We start from the raw sequence: 14,420 nt of genomic DNA, 5'->3' as shown, positions 1-14,420 counted from the left end.
TCACGCAAGCAGAACCAGTCTGGGGAGCCCTCGCATGGCCGTCGCATTTACCTTTCCAGGACAGGGCAGCCAGGCTGTCGGCATGGGCAAGGATCTCGCCGATGCCTTTCCCGAAGCGCGCAGGGTCTTCCAGGAAGTCGATGATGCGCTCGGCGAAAACCTGTCGAAGCTGATCTGGGAAGGTCCCGAAGAGACCTTGACGCTGACGGCCAACGCGCAGCCGGCCCTGATGGCGGTATCGCTGGCGGCGATCAGGGCGCTGGAAGCGCGCGGTTTCTCGCTGAAGGACCAGGTCGCCTATGTCGCCGGCCATTCGCTGGGCGAATATTCGGCACTCGCCGCCGCCGGCTTCGTTTCCGTCGCCGATGCCGCTCGTCTGCTGCGCATTCGCGGTAACGCCATGCAGGCGGCGGTGCCGGCCGGCGAGGGCGCCATGGCGGCGATCATCGGGTTGGAGCAGGCCGATGTCGAAGATGCCTGCGCCGAGGCCGCCAAGGGCTCGATTTGCCAGATCGCCAACGACAATGGCGGCGGCCAGCTGGTCATCTCAGGTGCAAAGGTCGCGGTCGAGCTGGCAGCGAAACTGTGCACCGATAAGGGCGCCAAGCGTGCGCTGATGCTGCAGGTGTCGGCGCCCTTCCATTCGGCGCTGATGGCGCCGGCGGCCAACGTCATGCGCGAGGCGCTTGCCGGCGTGGCAAAGACCGCGCCAGTCGTTCCCGTCGTGTCCAACGTATCGGTGCAGCCGTCGACCGATCCCGACGAGATCGCCGGGCGCTTGGTCGAGCAGGTGACCGGTCGCGTGCGCTGGCGCGAAACGGTGGAATGGTTCGGCGCCAACGGCATCACCACGCTTTACGAGATCGGTGCCGGCAAGGTGCTTTCGGGACTGGCTCGCCGCATCAACCGCGATATCGCCACCGCGTCCGTCGGTTCCTCGGCCGAGGTCGAGGCGGCACTTGCGGCGCTTGCATAAAGCGCCATTTGAGACCATCCCTATAAGGGGCGCCCTCTTCTCAACCTGGAGACAAAAATGTTCGAATTGACCGGCCGCAAGGCGCTTGTCACCGGCGCATCGGGGGGCATCGGCGAGGCGATCGCCAGGGTGCTGCATGCGCAGGGCGCGATCGTCGGCCTGCACGGCACGCGCGTCGAGAAACTGGAAACGCTGGCCTCCGAACTGGGCGATCGGGTCAAGCTGTTCCCGGCCAACCTGTCGAACCGTGACGAGGTCAAGACACTCGGCCAGAAGGCGGAGGCCGATCTCGAGGGCGTCGATATCCTGGTCAACAATGCCGGCATCACCAAGGACGGCCTGTTCGTGCGCATGTCGGACGCCGACTGGGATACGGTGCTGGAGGTCAATCTCACCGCCGTTTTCCGGCTGACCCGTGAACTGACCCACCCGATGATGCGCCGCCGCCATGGCCGCATCATCAACATCACATCGGTGGTCGGCGTGACCGGCAATCCCGGCCAGGCGAACTACTGCGCCTCCAAGGCCGGCATGATCGGCTTGTCCAAATCGCTGGCGCAGGAAATCGCCACCCGCAACATCACCGTCAACTGCGTCGCTCCGGGCTTCATCGAATCGGCGATGACCGACAAGCTCAACGAGAAGCAGAAAGAGGCGATCATGGCGGCGATCCCGACGAAGCGCATGGGCACCAGTGCCGAAGTGGCGTCCGCCGTTGCTTATCTGGCTTCGAACGAGGCCGCCTACGTAACCGGGCAAACCATCCACGTGAATGGCGGCATGGCGATGATCTGAGCGAGCTCCGGCAGCAACATCGCCGCGCTGTGAAAACCCACCATTTCGGCTTGGACCTCGGCAATTTTTCGTGTAATGCGGCCCGCAACCCGGCGGTTCGGGCAAAAACCGGTCCGTGGCCGTTGCGTTTCCGGCAGGACCATCTTTCAGCTTGATTAGCGGCATTCCGCCCGCTAACGAAGACAGACAAACAAAAGACGAGGATGCCCCAAATGAGTGACACCGCAGAGCGCGTCAAGAAGATCGTCATCGAGCACCTTGGCGTCGATGCCGACAAAGTGACGGAGCAGGCGAGCTTCATCGATGATCTGGGCGCTGACAGCCTCGACACGGTTGAACTCGTCATGGCGTTCGAAGAAGAATTCGGCGTCGAGATCCCCGACGACGCAGCAGAGACCATTCTGACCGTTGGCGATGCGGTGAAGTACATCGACAAGGCTTCGGCCTGACGCTTTCCGCAGTCGTCACCGGGGAGGACCTGCGATGAGGCGTGTCGTCGTCACGGGCCTTGGCCTGGTTTCGCCGTTCGGCATGGGCTTCGAGCACGGCTGGAAGCAACTGCTGACCGGCCGCAGCGCTGCCAAGCGCGTCACCGAGTTCGAAGTGGACGATCTTGCCTGCAAGATCGCCCACGTCATTCCGCGTGGCGACGGCTCCAACGGTACGCTCAATCCCGAAGCCATTCTCGAGCCGAAGGAACTTCGCAAGATCGGCGACTTCATCCTGTACGGGATCGCGGCCGCCGATGAAGCGCTGAAGGATTCCGGCTGGCAGCCTTCCACCGAAGAAGAGCGTTGCGCCACCGGTGTGCTGATCGGCTCCGGCATCGGCGGTCTCGAGGGCATCGCCGAGAACGCGATCATCCTGAAGGAACGCGGCCCGCGCCGCATCAGCCCATTCTTCATTCCCGGAAACATCATCAATCTCGTGTCGGGCCAGGTTTCGATCCGGCACGGATTGAAAGGCCCCAACCACGCTGTCGTCACCGCTTGCTCGACCGGCGCGCACGCCATTGGCGACGCCGCCCGGCTGATCATCTTCGGCGATGCCGACATCATGCTGGCCGGCGGCGCCGAATCGCCGGTGACCCGACTTTCGCTCGCCGGCTTCGCGGCCTGCCGGGCACTCTCGACCGAGCGCAACGACACCCCGCAAACCGCCTCGCGGCCCTACGACCGCGACCGCGACGGCTTCGTCATGGGCGAGGGGGCCGGTGTCGTGGTTCTGGAAGAGCTCGAGCATGCCAAGGCGCGCGGCGCCAAGATCTATGCCGAGGTGACCGGCTACGGTCTGACCGGCGACGCCTATCACATCACCGCGCCGGCCGAAGATGGCGACGGAGCTTTCCGTTGCATGACCGCGGCGCTGAAGCGGGCAAAGCTTACGCCGGCCGATGTCGACTACATCAATGCGCACGGCACCTCGACCATGGCCGATACGATCGAACTCGGCGCTGTCGAGCGGCTGGTCGGCAATGCGGCTTCCAAGATTTCGATGTCGTCGACCAAGTCGTCGATCGGCCATTTGCTGGGCGCGGCCGGTGCCGCCGAAGCGATCTTTTCGATCCTCGCCATCCGTGACAATATCGCACCGGCGACCATCAACCTCGACAATCCCGAGCGCGAAACCGCGATCGACCTGGTGCCGAACAAGCCGCGCCCGCGCCAGATCGACGTGGCACTGTCCAATTCCTTCGGCTTCGGCGGCACCAACGCCTCGCTGGTCTTCCAGCGTTATAATGGCTGACCGAGCTGCCGGGCGGTGCTTTGGCGTGCCGTCAATTTTGCCATATTCGCCCCTACTCTGCCGCAGGGGATTCGTTGAGAGATCGAACGGTAGGGCGAAATGAACACAAATCCGTCAGGCAACGGAGAATTCGGGCAAAGGCCGGCGAATACCGGGCCGATCGTGCCGAAGACGGCAAGCGAGGCGCTGCGGCCGGAGGCTGGAACGCCGCCGCCGAAACGGTCGCGCGCTTCGCGCAGCCAGATCGTCGTGTTCATGAACTTCGTCATCTCCTCGGTGATGCTGATGGTTCTGGCGGCAGGCGTGGCCCTCTATTTCGGCAAGCAGGAGTTTACCGAACCCGGCCCTTCCGCCAATGGCGACACCTTCCTCGTCAAGCCCAACACCGGCGTCCAGGATATCGCCGACCAGCTTGAGCGCCGCGGACTAATCAGCGACGCCCGCGTGTTCCGCCTCGGCGTGCGTGCCTTCGGCAACGATTCCGCGCTCAAGGCCGGTGAATACGAGATCAAGCCCAGGGCGTCCATGCGCGACATCATGGAACTCCTCAAGAGTGGCAAGTCGGTGATGTACTCGCTGACTATTCCCGAAGGGCTGACGGTCGAGCAGGCTTTGCAGCGCATCGCCGACGAACCCGCCCTGAGCGGCGATATGCCGTCGAAGACGCCCCCCGAGGGTAGTCTTGCCACCGACACGCTGCGCTTCACGCGTGGCGCAACGCGCCAGCAGATGGTCGACAAGCTGCTCGCCGATCAGAAGAAACTGGTCGATGAGGTGTGGCAGCGGCGCGCGCCGGATCTGCCCCTGGCCAGCGTCGAGGACTTTGTCACCCTGGCCTCGATCGTCGAGAAGGAAACCGGCAAGGGCGATGAACGCTCACGCGTGGCCGCCGTCTTCCTGAACCGGTTGGCCAAGGGCATGCGCCTGCAGTCCGATCCGACCATCATCTACGGTCTGTTTGGCGGCAAGGGCAAGCCGGCGGACCGTCCGATCTACCAGTCCGACATCCAGAAGCAGACGCCTTACAACACCTATGTGATCAGCGGCTTGCCGCCGACACCCATCGCCAATCCCGGCCGCGCGGCCCTCGAAGCCGTGGCCAATCCGTCGAAGACCGACGATCTCTATTTCGTCGCCGACGGCACGGGCGGCCACGTCTTTGCCGCGACCCTGGACGAGCACAATGAAAACGTCGCCCGCTATCGCGCGCTGCAGAAGAAGCAGGCCGATGACGCAGCCAAGGCCGCCGCTGCCGCCGGTACCAGCGGCAGTGCCGACAAGCCTGCAGCAGACAAGCCAGCCGACGACAGCGATGCCAGCGGCGGCGACAATGGCGATGCCGGCGGTGATGCGGGCGCGGCCCAGTAATGTGAAGAAAGGCGTTGCCTGGAAGGCGGCGGCCTGACATTTGAGAGAACGCCAGGCGTCCGATTTCGACGCGTTCGCGGCGTAGTCATTTTAAGCCGCGCTTGCCCTACCGGAAAACCGGTTTCAGGGTGAGGCGCCAGGGATGTGCGGGCGACATGAATTTGCAGAGTATGACCGGTTTCGCGCGGGCCGTCGCCGAGCACGACGGCACCTCCATTGCCTGGGAAGTCAAATCCGTCAATGGCAAGAGCGTCGAGGTGCGACTGCGGCTGCCCCAAGGATTCGAGCGGCTGGAACCTGTGGTCAGGCAAACGCTGCAGAAGCGTTTCGCCCGCGGCAATTTCCAGGCGACGCTGACCATCGGCCGCGCCGCCGGCACGCAGGCGCAACCTATCGTCAACGAGGCGTTTCTGAAGGATCTTGCCGGCCTGGCCAAGCGGCTGCAGGAGCAGTTCGGCGTCGCGCCCGCGACGGCTGACGGATTGCTGTCGCTGCGTGGTGTGCTCGACGTACCTGAAACCATCGAGACCGAAGAGGCGCGGACCGCACTCGACGCCGCCATCATGGCCGCGCTCGACGTGGCGCTGAACGGCCTGGAACAGGCCAGGCACGGTGAGGGCGCAGCACTGGCCGTGCTTTTGTCCGGCCATGTCGATACTATCGAGACGCTGACCCTGCGCGCGGAAGCTGACCCGTCACGCGATGCGGCGGTGATCCGCGAACGCATCGCCGAGCAGGTCAGGCTGCTGATGGACGCATCCGCCAATCTGGATGCAAGCCGGCTGCACATGGAGGCGGCGTTCCTTGCCACCAAGGCCGATATTCGCGAAGAGATCGACCGGCTGAAAACGCATGTCGCGTCTGGCCGGGCCTTGCTTGAGGGCGGCGGCGCGGTCGGCCGCAAGCTCGATTTTCTGGCACAGGAATTTAACCGCGAATCAAATACGCTGTGCTCCAAGTCGAACGCCGCGACAGTCACAGCGATTGGGCTGGAGTTGAAGGCCGTGGTCGACCAGTTTCGTGAACAGGTCCAGAATCTGGAGTAGCCGATGGTTGCCAAGGAACCGATGGTTCCCAGGGATTTGGGGTCCCGCATCCGCCGCCGGGGGTTGATGCTCGTCCTGTCGTCTCCATCGGGGGCCGGCAAGTCGACGATCGCGCGCAACCTTCTGGAGAGCGATTCAAGCCTTGAACTGTCGGTCTCGGTTACCACAAGGCCGCGCCGGGGTTCGGAAATCGAGGGCGTTCACTACCACTTCCGCACGATGCGCGAATTCGAGCGGTTGCGCGATTCTGACGCGCTCCTCGAATGGGCGGAGGTGCACGGCAATTGCTACGCGACACCGCGCGAGCCGGCCGAACTGGCGCTGGCGCAGGGCCGCGACATGCTGTTCGACATTGACTGGCAGGGCGCTCAGCAGCTCAAGGAGAAGATGCGCGCTGACATCGTCTCGATCTTCATCCTGCCTCCGTCGATGAAAGAATTGAAGGCGCGGCTGAAGCGCCGCGCCGAGGACCAGGAAGCGGTGATCGAGACGCGGCTGAAGAACGCCCGCAACGAGATCGAGCACTGGAAGGAATATGACTTCGTCATCGTCAACGACGATCTCGACCGTGCCTTCGCCGAAGTGCGCGGCATCGTCGTTGCCGAGCGGCTGCGGCGCGACCGCCGGCCGGGTCTCTTCGATTTCGTGTCGGGATTGCTGGACGAGAAAACGGTGTGATCGCCCTTTCCTTCTTCCCGTCAACGGGGAGAAGGTGGCCCGAAGGACCGGACGAGGGGCAGCACCATACCTTCGCAACTTCGCACTGCCCTTCATCTGCCTGCCGGCATCGTCTCCCCGTGAACGGAGAGAGCGGAGTTAGACCGCATTGGTCAGCCGCACGAACTCCTCGACGCTGAGTGTTTCCGCCCTGCGCGTCGGGTCGATCCCCGCTCGTTCGAGCAAGGCCTCGCCGCCGAGGCTTTTCACGCTCTGGCGCAGCATCTTCCGGCGTTGGCCGAAGGCGGCTTCCGTGACTCGGCCGAGTTTCTTCACATCGGCGGGCAGGGGTGTCGTGCGCGGCTCCAGGTGCACCACCGAAGAGGTGACCTTGGGTGGCGGCGTGAAGGCCTGAGGCGGGACGTCGAAGGCGATCCTGGCCTGCGTGCGCCAGCCGGCGAGCACGCCCAGCCTGCCATAGGCATCGCTGTCGGGTGCCGCCACGATGCGCTGGGCGACCTCACGCTGGAACATCAGCGTCATCGAGGCGTAGTAGGGCGGCCAGTTTGGGACCGTCAGCCATCGGACCAGCAGTTCCGTGCCGATATTGTAAGGCAGGTTGGCCACGATCCGGACCGGACCGTGGTCGGCCTCCGAGGCGAGTGCCGCGAAGTCGGTCTTCAGCGCGTCGCCCGAAATCACCTCCAGCCGACCGGGGTAATGAGCGGAGACTTCGGCAAGCGCAGCCAAGCAGCGTTCGTCGCGCTCGATGGCAACGACCCGGCGGGCGCCGTTCGATAGCAGCGCCCTTGTCAGCCCTCCAGGCCCGGGCCCGACCTCGATCACCGTGGCATTTGCCAGGTCGCCGGCGCTGCGTGCGATCTTGCCGGTCAGATTGAGATCGAGCAGGAAGTTCTGGCCGAGAGCCTTTTTCGCCTGCAGCCCATGGCGCTCGATGACGTCGCGCAGTGGTGGCAGCCCATCGATGCTCATGCGCGAAGACCGGAAGCGGAAGCACTCATGCGGCGACGGCCTTCGCGTCGATGTCGGCGAGCTTCCTGGCGAGCTTCAGCGCCGCTATCAGGCTGTCCGGCCGCGCCACGCCCTTGCCGGCGATGTCGAAGGCGGTGCCGTGGTCGGGGGAGGTGCGGATGAAGGGCAGGCCCAGCGTGACGTTGACAGCTTCGTCGAAGGCCAGCGTCTTGGCCGGGATCAACGCCTGGTCGTGATACATGCACAGTGCGGCGTCGTAGCCTGCCCGCGCCCGGGCATGGAACAGCGTGTCGGCGGGCAAGGGCCCGAAAGCATCGATGCCTTCAGCGCGCAGGGTGTCGACCGCTGGGCGCACGATATGCTCGTCTTCCATGCCCATGGAGCCGCCTTCGCCGGCATGCGGATTGAGGCCGGCAATGGCGAGCCGAGGCCTGGCGATGCCGAAGCGGCCGGCAAGGTCGGCCGCGGTGATGCGTGCGGTCGCGACGATCAATTCGGTGCTCAGGGCCTTCGGCACGTCGGCCAGGGCGATGTGGATGGTTACGGGAACCGTGCGTAAGTCCGGGCCTGCCAGCATCATCACCGGCATCGCCTCGACGCCGCTGTGCCGAGCCGCCAGATGCGCCAGATATTCGGTGTGGCCGGGAAAACGGAAGCCGGCATCATAGAGCGGCTTCTTGGCGATCGGGCAAGTCACCACGGCGGCCGCCTCGCCGGCAAGGCAGGCCTCGACCGCGCGGTCGATCGCTTCGATGGTGCCGGCTGCGTTGGCGGGGTCTGGCCGGCCGGGGCTGTCGATGAAGCGCTCCGTCAGGGGAACGATCGGCAAGGCGCGGCCAAAGACCTCGATCGCCTGCACCGGCGTCACTTCCTGGACAGGCAGCGAAACGCCAAGGTGGCGCGCGCGCGCCGCGACCACGGCCGGGTCGGCCAGAAGGTAGAAGGGGGGCAAGCCGACGGCGTCCCGCGCAAGGAAGGCGGCGATGGCGATTTCAGGGCCGATACCGGACGGATCGCCGACGCTCAACGCCAGCGCGGTCATCGCGCGGCCCACGTCAGCGCTTGACGATGCGGGCTTTAGCCTTCAGCTCGTCAACATATTTCTTGCTGAGATCGTCGGCGGCCTTGTCGTTGGAGCCTTCGCTCTGGAATACCATCTGTGCCGTCTTGTCGTCGGACACTTCGCGCGACGAGCAGATGCCGATGAATTCGACGCCGCGTTCGGTCTCGCGCGTGACGGTGGCGCCACCGACCTTGGTCGCCTTGATCTGCTCGGCCCAGTCCGGCGGTAGTTGCGGCGCCAGAATCCGGCCGAGGTCGCGAACGGTGACGTCGATCAGGCCCTTGGCGAACTCGCGTGTCGTGTTGCAGCCGTTGAAGCGGGCACGCATGGCATCGGCCTCGCGCTTGCGCTTGGCCAGTGTCGCGCTGCGTTCGGCCGCTGGCACGACGAAGATGACCTGCTGCAGCATGTATTCCATGGCGCTCGGCTTGGCGCCGCCCTTGTCAAGCATGCGCCGCACCGCGTCCTGTTCGGTCACGCTGCCACCTTCACCGGAGCGGTAACGCGCGCTCAAGGCTTGGTTCCATGCCATCTGGGCACGAATGAACTCCTTGAAATGGTCCTTGCTGACGCCGGATTTTTCCATGACGCCGTCGAGCTGGCCGAGCTGCATCTTGTTGTTGGTGGCAAAGCGCTGATAGGCGGCCTCAACCTGGGCATCGCTGATACGGATGCCAAGCCGTCTGGCCTCGGCGAGGCGCAGCGTCTGGTCGATCATTTCCTGGGCAGCGTCGCCCTTCTTGTGTTGCAGCTTCAGGAAGGCGGCACGATGGGCGATGTCACCACTGGTGATTGCTATGTCGTTGACGACGTATTTGATCTCGCTGGCGAAAGCCGGCGGCGTCATCACGGTCATCGACAGGGATGTCGCCGCCACAAGCAACGCGAACCCTGCTGAAAAGAGGTATTTCCTCATCGTTGGCATCCCAATTCTATTCCGGCTCCGCCCAATTCCGTCCCCTTCCGGATACGCGAATCCGTGCCAGCCCTATGCGGCGAAACGATGTCGCCGCTTATTGGATGGTGTCGATTGCGTTGGTCGACGAGCCGAAGTCGCCGAGGGTGCGGAACGACAGGTTGAATCCGATGCTCTGCGTCACTTCCCTGGTGTTCAGGTCACGCGACTGCGCGTACGTCATCAGATAGGTGAAGCAGGAATCGTTGTAGGCGAAGCCCACCCCGTCCTTGACCAGCAGGCCCTCCTGCAAATCGTAGGTTCCTGTTCCGAACACGCGCCAGTTCTCGGCAAGATGTGTCGATGCGCCGAGCGTGACCTCGTGACGGTCGGTCGTGAACCCATAGAGCGGCTGGGCCTGGATGAAGGCATACTTGGCGCTCAACGACACCGGCAGGCCGGAATAAGCAGCTTTCAGCTCGGCGCGGCGGATCTCGAAGCTCTGTTCGTCGAAACGGCCGCTGACGGAGGCCGCGAAGCCATTGGGGCTGGTTATGCCAAACAGGCCGACATAGTCGGACTTGGTCGTCTCAAGCCCTGAATTTGCGCCGACATTGACCAGATCGGGTGCCGCAAAGGAGTTTTCGCCGCCAATCTGATAGGACTGGCCGAAGATCGCATTGGTGCCCCAGCCGTTGATGTAGGAGCCGGAATAGCGCAGGCCGACATTGGCACGCGAGCCGCCCTCGATGCGGTCGTAACCGGAGAACTTGTCGCGTTCGAACAGCGTGGTTGCATCGAAAACCATGCTTTGAGCGTCTTCGTTCGGAATGGAGAGGCCGCCGACATACTGTTCGTTCGGGCGCAGGAACACCTGAGCCATCGGCTCGACAACGTGGCTCGACCCGCTGGCCAGCGAGAACAACAGCGGCCAGCTCATCTCGAGCCCGGCGGTCGCCATGTAGCGTGCGAAGGACGAGCGCATGTCTTCGCTGGTATGTATGTCAGGGTTGGCGGCCATCTCCTGAATGGCCGCGAGCGAAGCCGATGACGCGCGGACGTAGTCAACATCGCCCTGGAATGCCAGCAGTGGTGTCAATACCAGCCCATCATCGGTAACGAATGTCCGCTTCCATTCGGCTTCGGTGGTGAGTCTGCCAGACTCGCCCTCTATGCCACGGACACGCTGTGCCGGCGTGGCAGAATCGTATGGCGTGTTGAAAGCTTCGTCGAGATCTTCGCGGCGAATGACTCGCGTATTTACGTTGAACGACAACTGGCCGCCGGCGACCGATGTGTCGGGGATATAGGCATAGTCGAGCGAGGGCAGCACCCAAGGCTGCTGGCCGCTTCGCGCCGCGGCATTTTCGTTGGGCGTATCTTCCTGGACCTCGAAATGCATGGCGCGCACGTCGAAATAATTACGGTCATTAAGGCCGGTCAGGTAGACGGACGACTGGTGAACGTAGGCATTGTACTTGGCGATGTTGTAGGTGTTGGAGAAGTTCTTGTCGGTCTGCAGCAACACGTCCCAGCCGAAATTCCAGCGTTCGTTGATCGCGAACTGCCCCTGCGTGCCCATCATGCCGCGGAACTTGTTCGGATCGCCCACCGCGCCGGAATCGATATTGTGACCAGCGGTCGAGGGGAAGGCCGCGCCGTCGATGAAGGCGTCCGGATCCTGCTGCTGAATGCCGGCGATCTTGAAAGTGTATTCGCCATTGTTGAAGCGCTGGCGCCATTCGGCTTCGCCGAGGAAGCCCTGCTTGGTGTAGCCGCTTCCGGTCACCGTCAGGTCATATGTCGGCGAAAGGGCGAAATAGTAGGGGATCTTGACGCTGTACCCCAAGTGACTGTTGTAGCCGATACTGGGGATCAGGAAGCCGCTCTTGCGCTTCACCGTCGGGTCGGCGATCTCGAACGCCGGCAAGTAGGCCAGCGGAAACCCGAAGAACTCGAAATTCGCGTTCTCGAAGCGAACCGTCTTCTTCTCGCCGTTCCAGATGATCTTTCTGGCTTTGACGCGCCATGTCGGCGCCTTGCCGGGCTTGTCTTCGCATGGTTCGCAGGCAGTGTAGACACCATTGTGGAAGGTGGTCAGCACGCCGCCCATGCGTTCGGCGCTTTCGGCGGCGAAATAGGCCTTGTCGACGGTTTCAACGCGCAGCGCGTTGACGAAGCCGTCTGCGAAATCGTCGGTGATGTCGATGTGCTGCGAATTGATCTTGGTGCCGTCGCTGTTGACGATCTCGACATTGCCGCTGGCAACCATTCGCTTGGTGTTGCGGTTGTACACGACCTTCTGGGCGACGAGGCGGTTGCCGCCATAGTCGATCTGCACGCCGCCGATGGCGGTCACCGTCTGGTTGTCGTTGTTGTATTCCAGCGTGTCGGCGGCGAGCAGCATCTGCGAGCCGGACGGAACCGTGGTCGCCATGTTGCCGACATCCTGCGCGAACGCCGGCAGCGGGACGCCGCAGGCGACCAGGCACGCCAAGGCGCTCGCCGCATAGAGGCGCGCCAAACGGGCCTGCCTGTCGCTGGGCAAAAACGCCTCCCTCACTAGCCGTCTTCCTTGTATAGCAGGAAAGTCACCCCGAAGAACATAGCTACCACGACCGGCACCCAGGCGGCTATGGCAGTCGGCACGAACCCCGCCACGCCGAACGCCTTCACCAGCACCGAAACGACATAAAGCAGAAACCCGGCAACGACGCCACCCAGAATCATCGTTGCCGACTGCCCCATTCGCGCAAATCGCATTGAAACTGTTGCCGCAATCAGCGTCATGGCGACGAGGAGAAACGGCAGCGCCACCAGCGAATCAAACTGCATGGCAAAGGCATTTGCCTTGAGGCCGAAGGAACGGGCAACCTCGATTTTTCCGGGCAGGTCATAGAAGGGAATTGTCTCCGGGCGCGCTAGCCGCTCCTGCACGAATTCCGGCTTCAGATTGGTCGGCACACGATCGTTCGCGACGGGCTGGATGGTGCCGTTCCTGAAGATCTTCACATCCTGCAATTCCCAATAACCGTCGCGCAGGTAAGCACGCGCCGCATCCTTGCGCTCGACGATATTGCCTTGCTGATCGAGGATGAAAAAGACCGCGTCGGCCATCTCCAGGCCCTGGTCGAGGATGGCCCGCGCGCCGATGATCGTATCGCCGGAACTGGTTTTCTGGCGAATCCAGGGAGCGGCGTCGGCCGAAACCGTGTTGGATTTGCCGGAGCGCAGCTGCGTCTCGATCTGTTCGGACAAGGAGAAGGCGTGCGCGGCGAGCGGGTTGATGATTCCGACCGAGACGGCGCCGAACAGCAGTGCGCCGATGCAGCACGGCAAAAGGAACTGCCAGGCGGAAACGCCCGCGGACCGCGCGATGACAAGTTCGTACCGCCGGTTGAGCGAAACCAGCGTCGCCATCGCCGAGAACAAGCCGACAAACGGCACCGTCTGCAGCATGATCATGGGCATTCGAAGGCCGGAAATGGCCATTGCCGTGCCATAGGTGAACCCTGGCAGGCCGGTGGTGCGGCCGGACAGTTCGGTGAAATCGATAAGGAATACCAGTGCCAGAAGGCCGAGGAAGAACCAGATCGTGATCGCCACGTAGCGGAAGAAGAAATATCGACCCAGAGTCCAGCCCATCAGCCGACCCCCTGGCCTGAGGTGTCGCGCCTGGAGAGACGCAATTTGAGGGCATTCCAGCCATCACCGATTCGGCTGGCCAGGTTTGTCATCCAGTCCGCCCAGGCAACCGGCAGTTCCATGGTCCGGTTCGATACGATGAACCAGATCGCCACCGCGGAAGCCACGATCGGCACGCCATAGACCATGTAGGCATATTGCGGGACCTCATCGGCCTTGCTGGCGGCGAAGAAACCCAGCCAGCGCACGAACAGCGATATCGCGATGGCGGTGATCAGCGGATTGACGCGCGCCTCGCGATGCGAACGCGCGTCTCCCGCCACCGCGAGCGCGATCAGCGCAAAAACCATGGAGTAGGTCCATTCCGAAAACCGCTGGTCGACCTCGGCCCGGTACTCCTGGGGACTTTGCTGGTAATTCTTGTCGTTAGGACTTGGATTGAGCAGGTATTGGGTGGTCTGGTCCTTTGGCAGGAGCGTCACCTGGTTGGCCGCCGACATGAAGGCCGACATGTCGAAGGCATAGGACGTGAACCGGATGACACTGAGGTCGCCCGTCAGCGTTTTGCGATGGATGACGCCGTCATTCATCATCAGCACCTTTTCGCCGCCGCGTTCGATGATGCTGCCGGTCTTGGCATAATAGACGAGATTGACGCCTTCCTCGCGCGAATCGGCGACGAAGATACCACCCAGCCGGTTGTCGGGAAGCCGCTCGCCAATCTGCAGGAACAGTCCGTCCTCGATCTTGCGGAAGGTGCCTTCCTGGATGATCAGCGACAAAAGGTCGGCGCGCGACTCCGCCACCAGGGCGCGGTTCTTCTGTCGTGCATAGGGGTCGATGCCGTTGTCCACGGCGAACGAAAAGACGCTGGCGGCCAGCGCCAGCAGCATGATCGGCCGCACGATGGTCCATCGTGAGGCTCCCGATGCATTGACCACCGCGAGTTCCGAATCCGAATTCATCACACTGAGCGTCTGGGCGACCGCCACCACGAGCGCGAAAGGCACGACGATCGGAACGATGGAGGGGAGAATAAGGGACGCGACCTCGAAGAAGGTCAAAGCTGACTGACCGCTGTCGGTGACCAGGTTGATCTTGGCCAACACCTGCGTCGTCCACACGATGGCCAGCGTCCAGACCAGTGCTGCCAGGAAGACCACGAAAGTGCGGCGCATGATGTAGCGTTCAACGACCTTCATGAAGGCTTTACTCGATTTTCTCGAACGGCATCAT

The 14,420-nt window shown here is 63.1% G+C and carries 13 protein-coding genes; 7 read left to right on the top strand and 6 right to left on the bottom strand.

Features of this window, described 5'->3' with window-relative positions:
• Positions 1-34 precede the first annotated feature (34 nt).
• The 7 genes from fabD (at position 35) to gmk (ending at position 6,609) form a co-directional block, all read left to right on the top strand.
• Positions 35-976 (top strand): ACP S-malonyltransferase, encoded by a 942-nt coding sequence (gene fabD / locus EN845_RS03785; protein ID WP_127871432.1) that lies wholly within the window; start codon positions 35-37, stop codon positions 974-976.
• Positions 977-1,033: 57 nt separating this feature from the next.
• Positions 1,034-1,771: a 3-oxoacyl-[acyl-carrier-protein] reductase gene (fabG, locus tag EN845_RS03780; RefSeq protein WP_127871433.1), complete on the top strand. Its 738-nt coding sequence runs from the start codon at positions 1,034-1,036 to the stop codon at positions 1,769-1,771.
• 212 nt (positions 1,772-1,983) lie between these two features.
• The gene (locus EN845_RS03775; protein WP_006203723.1) at positions 1,984-2,220 is read left to right on the top strand and encodes an acyl carrier protein; all 237 of its coding nucleotides are present in this window, start codon (positions 1,984-1,986) and stop codon (positions 2,218-2,220) included.
• A gap of 34 nt (positions 2,221-2,254) precedes the next feature.
• Positions 2,255-3,517 (top strand): beta-ketoacyl-ACP synthase II, encoded by a 1,263-nt coding sequence (gene fabF / locus EN845_RS03770; RefSeq protein ID WP_127871434.1) that lies wholly within the window; start codon positions 2,255-2,257, stop codon positions 3,515-3,517.
• Between the two features lie 99 nt (positions 3,518-3,616).
• The gene (gene mltG, locus EN845_RS03765; RefSeq protein WP_127871435.1) at positions 3,617-4,885 is read left to right on the top strand and encodes an endolytic transglycosylase MltG; all 1,269 of its coding nucleotides are present in this window, start codon (positions 3,617-3,619) and stop codon (positions 4,883-4,885) included.
• Between the two features lie 155 nt (positions 4,886-5,040).
• The gene (locus EN845_RS03760; RefSeq protein WP_127276073.1) at positions 5,041-5,931 is read left to right on the top strand and encodes a YicC/YloC family endoribonuclease; all 891 of its coding nucleotides are present in this window, start codon (positions 5,041-5,043) and stop codon (positions 5,929-5,931) included.
• A 21-nt stretch (positions 5,932-5,952) separates the two neighbouring features.
• On the top strand, positions 5,953-6,609 hold the full coding sequence (gene gmk, locus EN845_RS03755; protein ID WP_027053294.1) for a guanylate kinase: 657 nt from the start codon (positions 5,953-5,955) through the stop codon (positions 6,607-6,609).
• A 138-nt stretch (positions 6,610-6,747) separates the two neighbouring features.
• Here the strand turns inward: gmk and rsmA are convergent, their stop codons facing one another.
• From rsmA to lptF, 6 genes are all read right to left on the bottom strand, one after another.
• The gene (gene rsmA / locus EN845_RS03750; RefSeq protein ID WP_127276074.1) at positions 6,748-7,581 is read right to left on the bottom strand and encodes a 16S rRNA (adenine(1518)-N(6)/adenine(1519)-N(6))-dimethyltransferase RsmA; all 834 of its coding nucleotides are present in this window, start codon (positions 7,579-7,581) and stop codon (positions 6,748-6,750) included.
• A gap of 25 nt (positions 7,582-7,606) precedes the next feature.
• Complete coding sequence (pdxA, locus tag EN845_RS03745; RefSeq protein ID WP_189343618.1) at positions 7,607-8,623, bottom strand: 4-hydroxythreonine-4-phosphate dehydrogenase PdxA; 1,017 nt, start codon at positions 8,621-8,623, stop codon at positions 7,607-7,609.
• A 13-nt stretch (positions 8,624-8,636) separates the two neighbouring features.
• A complete protein-coding gene (locus tag EN845_RS03740) occupies positions 8,637-9,569 on the bottom strand; it encodes a peptidylprolyl isomerase (RefSeq protein WP_167531199.1) in 933 nt (310 codons plus the stop codon).
• An 88-nt stretch (positions 9,570-9,657) separates the two neighbouring features.
• Positions 9,658-12,102, bottom strand: coding sequence for an LPS-assembly protein LptD (locus tag EN845_RS03735; RefSeq protein WP_167531200.1), 2,445 nt, complete (start codon positions 12,100-12,102; stop codon positions 9,658-9,660).
• The gene (gene lptG / locus EN845_RS03730) at positions 12,102-13,187 is read right to left on the bottom strand and encodes an LPS export ABC transporter permease LptG (RefSeq protein ID WP_189343640.1); all 1,086 of its coding nucleotides are present in this window, start codon (positions 13,185-13,187) and stop codon (positions 12,102-12,104) included. Before lptG ends, EN845_RS03735 begins: the two co-directional genes overlap by 1 nt.
• Positions 13,184-14,386 carry an LPS export ABC transporter permease LptF gene (gene lptF, locus EN845_RS03725; protein WP_127276079.1) on the bottom strand — a complete coding sequence of 401 codons (1,203 nt, stop codon included), beginning with the start codon at positions 14,384-14,386 and terminating at the stop codon, positions 13,184-13,186. The genes lptG and lptF overlap by 4 nt, the downstream gene beginning before the upstream one ends.
• Between the last annotated feature and the right edge of the window lie 34 nt (positions 14,387-14,420).

Source organism: Mesorhizobium sp. M8A.F.Ca.ET.202.01.1.1, assembly GCF_004791595.1.
In the GTDB taxonomy this organism is placed as follows: domain Bacteria; phylum Pseudomonadota; class Alphaproteobacteria; order Rhizobiales; family Rhizobiaceae; genus Mesorhizobium.
Note: the sequence above shows the minus strand (reverse complement) of the source record. Positions and strands in the feature narration are given on the sequence as shown.

Bases quoted from the DNA above. Each gene is read 5' to 3' on its own strand.
- fabD (WP_127871432.1), top strand. From the start codon at position 35: ATGGCCGTCGCATTTACCTTTCCAGGACAGGGCAGCCAGGCTGTCGGC.
- fabG (WP_127871433.1), top strand. From the start codon at position 1,034: ATGTTCGAATTGACCGGCCGCAAGGCGCTTGTCACCGGCGCATCGGGG.
- EN845_RS03775 (WP_006203723.1), top strand. From the start codon at position 1,984: ATGAGTGACACCGCAGAGCGCGTCAAGAAGATCGTCATCGAGCACCTT.
- fabF (WP_127871434.1), top strand. From the start codon at position 2,255: ATGAGGCGTGTCGTCGTCACGGGCCTTGGCCTGGTTTCGCCGTTCGGC.
- mltG (WP_127871435.1), top strand. From the start codon at position 3,617: ATGAACACAAATCCGTCAGGCAACGGAGAATTCGGGCAAAGGCCGGCG.
- EN845_RS03760 (WP_127276073.1), top strand. From the start codon at position 5,041: ATGAATTTGCAGAGTATGACCGGTTTCGCGCGGGCCGTCGCCGAGCAC.
- gmk (WP_027053294.1), top strand. From the start codon at position 5,953: ATGGTTCCCAGGGATTTGGGGTCCCGCATCCGCCGCCGGGGGTTGATG.
- rsmA (WP_127276074.1), bottom strand. From the start codon at position 7,581: ATGAGCATCGATGGGCTGCCACCACTGCGCGACGTCATCGAGCGCCAT.
- pdxA (WP_189343618.1), bottom strand. From the start codon at position 8,623: ATGACCGCGCTGGCGTTGAGCGTCGGCGATCCGTCCGGTATCGGCCCT.
- EN845_RS03740 (WP_167531199.1), bottom strand. From the start codon at position 9,569: ATGCCAACGATGAGGAAATACCTCTTTTCAGCAGGGTTCGCGTTGCTT.
- lptF (WP_127276079.1), bottom strand. From the start codon at position 14,386: ATGAAGGTCGTTGAACGCTACATCATGCGCCGCACTTTCGTGGTCTTC.